The sequence below is a fragment of the Streptomyces sp. WELS2 genome (assembly GCF_013870595.1).
Lineage (GTDB): Bacteria > Actinomycetota > Actinomycetes > Streptomycetales > Streptomycetaceae > Streptomyces.
Genome location: NZ_JACBWZ010000329.1, coordinates 1 through 6,538 on the forward strand (window position 1 = coordinate 1; position 6,538 = coordinate 6,538).

At 72.7% G+C, this 6,538-nt stretch carries 6 protein-coding genes and 1 pseudogene; all 7 read right to left on the reverse strand.

What is annotated here, in order from left to right; translation table 11 throughout:
- Positions 1 to 378: pseudogene (locus tag H5J33_RS19330) on the reverse strand (homoserine O-acetyltransferase); the annotation flags it as partial.
- On the reverse strand, positions 379 to 1,740 hold the full coding sequence (locus H5J33_RS19335; RefSeq protein ID WP_181796184.1) for a bifunctional o-acetylhomoserine/o-acetylserine sulfhydrylase: 1,362 nt from the start codon (positions 1,738 to 1,740) through the stop codon (positions 379 to 381).
- A gap of 179 nt (positions 1,741 to 1,919) precedes the next feature.
- Positions 1,920 to 2,804, reverse strand: coding sequence for a TauD/TfdA family dioxygenase (locus tag H5J33_RS19340; RefSeq protein ID WP_181796185.1), 885 nt, complete (start codon positions 2,802 to 2,804; stop codon positions 1,920 to 1,922).
- Positions 2,805 to 2,837: 33 nt separating this feature from the next.
- Positions 2,838 to 3,653: an ABC transporter ATP-binding protein gene (locus H5J33_RS19345; RefSeq protein ID WP_181796186.1), complete on the reverse strand. Its 816-nt coding sequence runs from the start codon at positions 3,651 to 3,653 to the stop codon at positions 2,838 to 2,840.
- Positions 3,640 to 4,689 carry an ABC transporter substrate-binding protein gene (locus tag H5J33_RS19350; protein ID WP_181796187.1) on the reverse strand — a complete coding sequence of 350 codons (1,050 nt, stop codon included), beginning with the start codon at positions 4,687 to 4,689 and terminating at the stop codon, positions 3,640 to 3,642. Before H5J33_RS19350 ends, H5J33_RS19345 begins: the two co-directional genes overlap by 14 nt.
- 135 nt (positions 4,690 to 4,824) lie before the next feature.
- The gene (locus H5J33_RS19355) at positions 4,825 to 5,700 is read right to left on the reverse strand and encodes an ABC transporter permease (protein ID WP_181796188.1); all 876 of its coding nucleotides are present in this window, start codon (positions 5,698 to 5,700) and stop codon (positions 4,825 to 4,827) included.
- A 432-nt stretch (positions 5,701 to 6,132) separates the two neighbouring features.
- Positions 6,133 to 6,538: zinc-binding dehydrogenase (locus H5J33_RS19360; RefSeq protein ID WP_181796189.1), on the reverse strand; the 406-nt coding region annotated here is incomplete at its 5' end.

Consider the following 6,538-nt stretch of genomic DNA (forward strand, 5'->3'; position numbering starts at 1 on the left):
TACGCGCCCATCCCCAGGTCGGGGCTGGTGATGCTGTGGGTCGTTCGGCGCGACGACGAACCAGCGGTCGGTGTCCAGCGCCCGCCCGGGACCGATCAGGGCGTCCCACCAGCCGGGTGTCGGGTGCCCGGGCCCGGCCGGGCCGGCCGCGTGGCTGTCCCCGGTCAGCGCGTGCAGCACCAGCACGGCGTTGGAACGGTCCGGCGCGAGCGTCCCCCAGGTCTCGAACGCGAGCCGGACACCCGGGAGTTCACCGCCCGCCTCCAACGGCAGCGGCTTCTCGGCGTCGTACCACCGGCGCCGGCCGGGCGGGTCCCCCTCCCGCCAGGCCCCGGTGGCCGGCGGCAGGGGCGCCTCGGCAGCGGCGACGGCGTGCACCTACGCGCCCTTGGCCGCGCGGAAACCGGCCTCCAGGTCCGCCTTGAGGTCGGCGAGGGACTCGATGCCCACCGACAGGCGCACCAGCCCCGGCGCGGTGCCGGTCGCCGCCAGCTGGGCCTCGTCGAGCTGGCTGTGCGTGGTGGACGCCGGATGGATGATCAGGCTGCGCACATCACCGATGTTGGCGAGGTGACTGAACAACTCCACGCCGTCCACGAACCGCCGCCCAGCCTCGATGCCGCCGCGCAGTTCGAAGGAGACGATGGCACCGGCACCGCGCGGCAGGTACTTCCGCCCGGCCTCGTACCACCTGCTGGACGGCAGGCCCGGGTAGTGCACGACGGCGACCTCGTCGCGCTGCTCCAGCCATTCCGCGAGCGCCTGGGCGTTGGCCGTGTGCCGTTCGAGCCGCAGGCTCAGCGTCTCCACGCCCTGCAACAGCAGGAACGCCGAGTGCGGGGAGAGCGCCGGGCCGAGGTCGCGCAGCAACTGCACCCGCAGCTTGGCCGCGTAGGCGCCCGGTCCGAGCGCGGGCCAGTAGCGCAGACCGTGGTAGCTGGGGTCCGGCTCGGTGAAGTCCGGGAACGTGTCGGCGTGCGCGCCGAAGTCGAACGTACCGCCGTCCACGACCACGCCCGCGATGGCCGTGCCGTGGCCGCCGAGGAACTTCGTGGCCGAGTGCACGACGATGTCCGCGCCGTGCTCGAGCGGCCGCAGCAGGTACGGGGTCGGCACCGTGTTGTCCACGATGAGCGGGACGCCCGCCGTGTGCGCCACGTCGGCCACCGCCCGCACGTCGAGCACATTGCCGCGCGGGTTGCCCAGCGACTCCGCGAACAGCGCCTTGGTGTTCGGACGGATCGCCGCCCGCCACGCCTCCGCGTCGTCCGGGTCGTCCACGAAGGACACCTCGATGCCGAACCGGGGCAGCGTGTGGCGGAACAGGTTGTAGGTGCCGCCGTACAGGGAGGCGCTGGAGACGATGTGGTCGCCGGCGCTCGCCAGGGTGAGCAGGGCCAGGGTCTCCGCCGCCTGCCCGGAGGACAGTGCCACGGCCGCAACACCGCCCTCCAGGGCGGCGAGCCGCTGCTCGAGGACGTCCTGGGTGGGGTTGTGGATCCGGGTGTAGATGTTGCCGGGCTCGGCGAGCGAGAACAGGTCGGCGGCGTGCCGGGTGTCCCGGAACACGAACGACGTGGTCTGGTAGATCGGCGTGGCCCGGGCACCGGTGGCCGGGTCGGGCACGGCACCGGCGTGGACCTGCTTGGTCTCGAAGGACCAGGCCGGGGTGCCGGGGCCGGCGGACGGCTCCTCGGCGGTGTGACCGGCGGTGACGGAGTCGGCGGACTGGCTGCTCATGGTGCTCCTCGTGCGGGAGAGCGGCGCTGAGTTGCGACGAGGTAAGCACGGCCCGGCACCCGGCGACAGGCCGATACGCACCGTGCAACGAGGACTTCACAAACGACATCCCCGCGCAACGATCGCGCACGTGCCGGGCCTGGGTGCGGGAGGCCGTGGCGGGCCTCCCGCACACCCCGTCAGCGGCGGGCGGCCGCCGGTCCGGCCGGTAGGTCACCGCGCAGCGTGATGCGGTGCATGACGCGGTGCCGGTCGCCGTAGTCCCGGTTGGCGTAGTGGGCCGTGCCGCGGTTGTCCCACAGGGCGACGTCGCCCGGCTGCCAGCGATGCCGTACGACGTGCTCGGGCTTGGTGAGGTGGGCGTACAGGATGTCGAGGATGCCCCGGCTCTCGTGCTCCGAGACACCCACGATGTGCGAGGTGAAGCCGGGGTTCACGAACAGGCCCTTGCGGCCGCTCTCCGGATGGACCCGCACCACCGGATGCTCCACGGGTGTCAGCCGGGTGAACACCTCGCCCTCCCACACATTGCCGCGGCCGCCCCGGCGCTGGGCGAGGTAGTACCCGAACTCGCGGGTGCCGTCGTGGACGGCGGTCAGCGTGTCGACGAAGTCCCGCAGACCCGGCGAGAGCGACTCGTAGGCCGACTGGCTGTCGGCCCAGCTGGTGTCGCCGCCGTTCGGTGGCAGCACCACGGCCCGCAGGATCGAGATCGCCGGCGGACGCCGTACGAACGTCACGTCCGTGTGCCAGACGTCGGCGAATCCGTTGTCCTGGCTGTCCAGCGAGTACACCTCGGGGGCCACGTCACCGGAGTCGTGCACCGGGTGCCCGACGGTGACCTCGCCCAGCCTCCGGCCGAACTCGATCTGCGCGGCGTCGTCCAGCCCGTGCTGACCGCGCACGAAGAGCACCTTGTACGCGACCAACGCCTCGCGCAGCGCGAGGACTTCACCGTCGTCCAGGCGGCCGAGGTCGATGCCGTGGACCTCGGCGCCGAAGTGCGGGCCGAGCGCGGTGACCGGCAGCCGCGCCGGGGCGGGCCGCTCGCCTGGAAGGCTCATCTGTGTGTCCTTTCCGGATCGGGGGTACGGGGATCAGGCCGCGGCGGTCTTGACGGCGTGGGACACCCGCGCGCGCAGCTCGGCGAACTCGGCCGAGTTCCTGAGGTCTTCCGCGTCGACACCGTCGCGTGCCAGCGGGATCGGGAGATCCAGGGCCACGGTGCCCGGGCTCCTGGTCAGCACGATGATGCGCGAGCCGAGGAACACCGCCTCGTCCGCCGAGTGCGTCACGAACACCGTGGTCCGGCCCGTCCGCGCGGTCACCTGGCGGACGTCCTCCTGGAGCCGCTCCCGGGTCAGCGCGTCGAGCGCCGCGAAGGGTTCGTCCAGGAGCAGGAGCGGGTTCTCGGCGGCGAGGGCCCGGGCGATGGCGACACGTTGCTGCTGGCCGCCGGAGATCTCCCAGACCCGGCGCCCCTCCACCCCCGACAGACCCACGCGGTCCAGCAACTCGCGCCGCCGCCCGGGCCGTCGGGCGCGTTCGACACCCGCGTACCGCAGCGCCAGGTCGATGTTGCCGCGCACGGTCCGCCAGGGGAACAGCCGCGGTGTCTGGAAGACCACGCCGGCGGTCACCCCCGGCCGTGGTTCGGCGCCGTGGACGTGCACCGAGCCGTGCGTGGGCCGCTCGAACCCGGCGACGAGCCGCAGCAGCGTGCTCTTGCCGCACCCGGAGGCGCCCACCAGCACCAGGAACTCCCCGGCGGGAACGGTCAGATCGACGGGGCCCACGGCGGTGAAGGTCTCGCCGCCCCGGCCGTACCGGTGGACGACCTGGTCGAGGCGGACGGCCGCCGTGTGCCCGGCGCCGGCCTCCCGCGGGGGTGCGGAGACATCACTTGAGGACATCGGGCAGCCCCTTGAGGTAGAACGCCTTGCGGACGGCGTCCACGGCCGGTGCGGCGTCGATCTGCCGCTGCTCGGCGAGGAAACGCGCGGTGTCGGTGACGTACGTGAGCAGCTTGCCGGGTGCGCCGTCCGTACCGAGCCAGTCGGGGGACGCCACCTGCTCCGGGGTGAGGAAGACTCCCTGCCCGAGCTGGGCCCTCGCGTCCGACGCGCTGATGCCCAGCTCGGCCGCGACGACCGTCACCGACCCGTCGGGGTCGGACTTGAGCAGGCGCAGCGCCCGGGCCTGCGCCTTGCGCCAGGCGTCGATCGCCCCCGGGTCCCTGGCGATGAGCTCGTCCGACACCACGGCGAGGTCGAGCGTCGGCTTGCCCGCCGCACCGATCTCCTTGCTGCTGGTGAGCTGGGTACCGGTCCTGCGCAGCTCGTCCAGGGTGGGCAGCCACACATAGGCGGCGTCGATGTCGCCCCGCTGCCAGGCGGCGAGGATGGCCTGCGGCTGCAGATCGACGAGCTTGACGTCGGAGGTCTTCAGCCCGGCCGTGCGCAGGGCCGCCAGCAGGCTGTAGTGCGAGGTGGAGGCGAACGGCGTGGCGACGGTCCTGCCCTCGAGACCGGCGACATCGGTGATGCCGCTGCCCTTGCGCGCGACGAGGGCCTCGTTCTCCCCGGCGACGTCCAGGACCCACGCGACCTTGTACGGGATCGGTGAACTGCCCGATATCCCGCGGGCGAACGGGCTGGAGCCCAGCGCGGCGATGTCGAGCGACCTGCCGAGGAAGGCCTGGTTCACGGCGGCCCCGGAGTCGAACTTGATCCAGGTGACGTGGTAACCGGGCAGCTCCTTCTCCAGCAACTTTCTGTTCTTCACGAGCAGGTCACCGCTGGGGAAGGCGAAGTAGCCGATGCGCAGCCGCCGGGAGCCGCCCGCTGTCGCCGCCCCACCGGAGGAGCAGCCGGTGACGGCCGCGGAGACGGCGGCGAGGGCACCGGCCAGCAGGAGCCGGCGGGAAGGGCCTGGGGACACAGGGGACATGACAGGGCCGTTTCTGTGCTGGGACCGGGATCGGAAGGGGGTTGTGCGAGCGAAGGCTGGGGGCCGGTGCCGCGACGGGCTCGACGGCGTCGCGGCCGGCGGCCGGAAGAAGCCGGGGACGGGACGGGGGTGGTGCTAGGCGCGGCCGCGCCACGGCACGACGGCGCGTTCCAGCCGCAGCAGTAGGCCGTCGATGATCAGACCCGAGACACCGATGGTGATGATGCCGACCAGCACCACGGGGGTGTTGTTGTAGTTGGCGGCGTCCTTGACCATGCCGCCGATACCGGGCAGCCCGTTGACCAGCTCCGCGGCCACCAGCGAGGAGTAGGCCACGCCCACGGCGAGCCGTACCCCGGTGAGCGTCTCCGGCAGCGCCGAGGGGACGACGACGTCCGTGACCACGTTCCACCGCGAGGCGCCGAGGGCGCGGGCGGCCTCGGTCAGGCTCCTCGGCACGGCGGCGACGGCCGTGGTGGTCGACACCGCGACGGGAGGGAAGGCGGCCACCGCCAGCAGAGTGATCTTCGGCTCCTCGTTGATGCCCAGCCAGATGACGAGCAGCGAGAAGTACGCCAGCGGCGGCAGCGTCCGCAGGAAGGTGATCCAGGGCTCGAACAACGCGCGCAGCCAGCCGACGGTGCCCATGAGCAGCCCGAACACCACCCCGGCGGCGATGCCCAGACCGGCGCCGATCGCGATGCGGCGCAGGCTGATGCCCAGGTGCTCGACGAGGTAGGTGCCGTTGTACCCGCGTACTCCGTCGTGCGTCGTGGACACGTCGACGAAGGCGTCCCACACCTTGGCCGGCGGCGGCACCAGCGTCTCGCTCCAGGTGCCGCTCGCCGCCAGCAGCTGCCACAGCAGCAGGAAGACGAGGAGCGAGGCGGCCGGCAGCAGTACCGGGCGAGTACGCGTCCACAGCCGCCGCACCGGGAAGGAGGGCGCGGGCGGTACGCCGGCGTGCGTCCCGGAGGTGCCGGGCTCGGACAGAGGGGGAGTCGTGGACACGGGCGTCCTCCATGGGACGCCGGGGAGGAACGGCCTCAACGGGGGAAGGGAGCGGCCGGCCCCGGCGTGAACGATGCTGAACGATGCGGACGGAGCACCCCGGCAGGGCGCGGCACAGGCCCTCGTCCGGGTGACGTCACCGGACGACGAGGGGCGCGGGAACAGGCCGGATCAGCGACAACACGAGCCCGCACGCCGGCACAGGTCGATGACCAGGCGTCGCACCAGGGGCTCGGAGATCATGGAGTCATTTGTACAACAGGCGCACCCCGCGACCAAGAGCCATCCACTCTGTGGAACACGGAACGACGGCCGGCCACGGTCGCCGGGCCGGCGCTACGGGGGTGTCCGCGCGACGGCGCTGCCCATGCTGGCCGAGGCCGCCACACGCTCGGCCCCGGCCCGGTGGTTCGGCCGCCGCGCGCCGTCGCCTCAAGGCCGGATGAGGGCCTTGAGCACCTGACGGTCCGCCATCGCCCGGTAGGCGTCCGGGACTTGGCCGAGGGTGAAGCAGCGGTCGAAGACGCGGCCGGGGTTGATCGTCCCGTCCAGGACGTCGGGCAGCAGGTGCCCGATGTAGGCGCGGGCGGGGGCGGCACCGCCGGTCAGGGTGATGTTGCGCAGGAACTCGGCACGTCCGTACGGTCCCTGCTCGTACTGGGGGACGCCGAGCCGGCTGATGGTGCCGCCGTCCAGGACCGCGCCGAGAGCGGTGTCCAGGGCCGCGCGGGTGCCGACGGCCTCGATCACCTTGTGCACCCCGCCGGTCAACTCGCGGATGCGGGCGACGCCTTCCTCGCCGCGCTCGGCGACGACGTCACTGGCGCCGAACTCACGG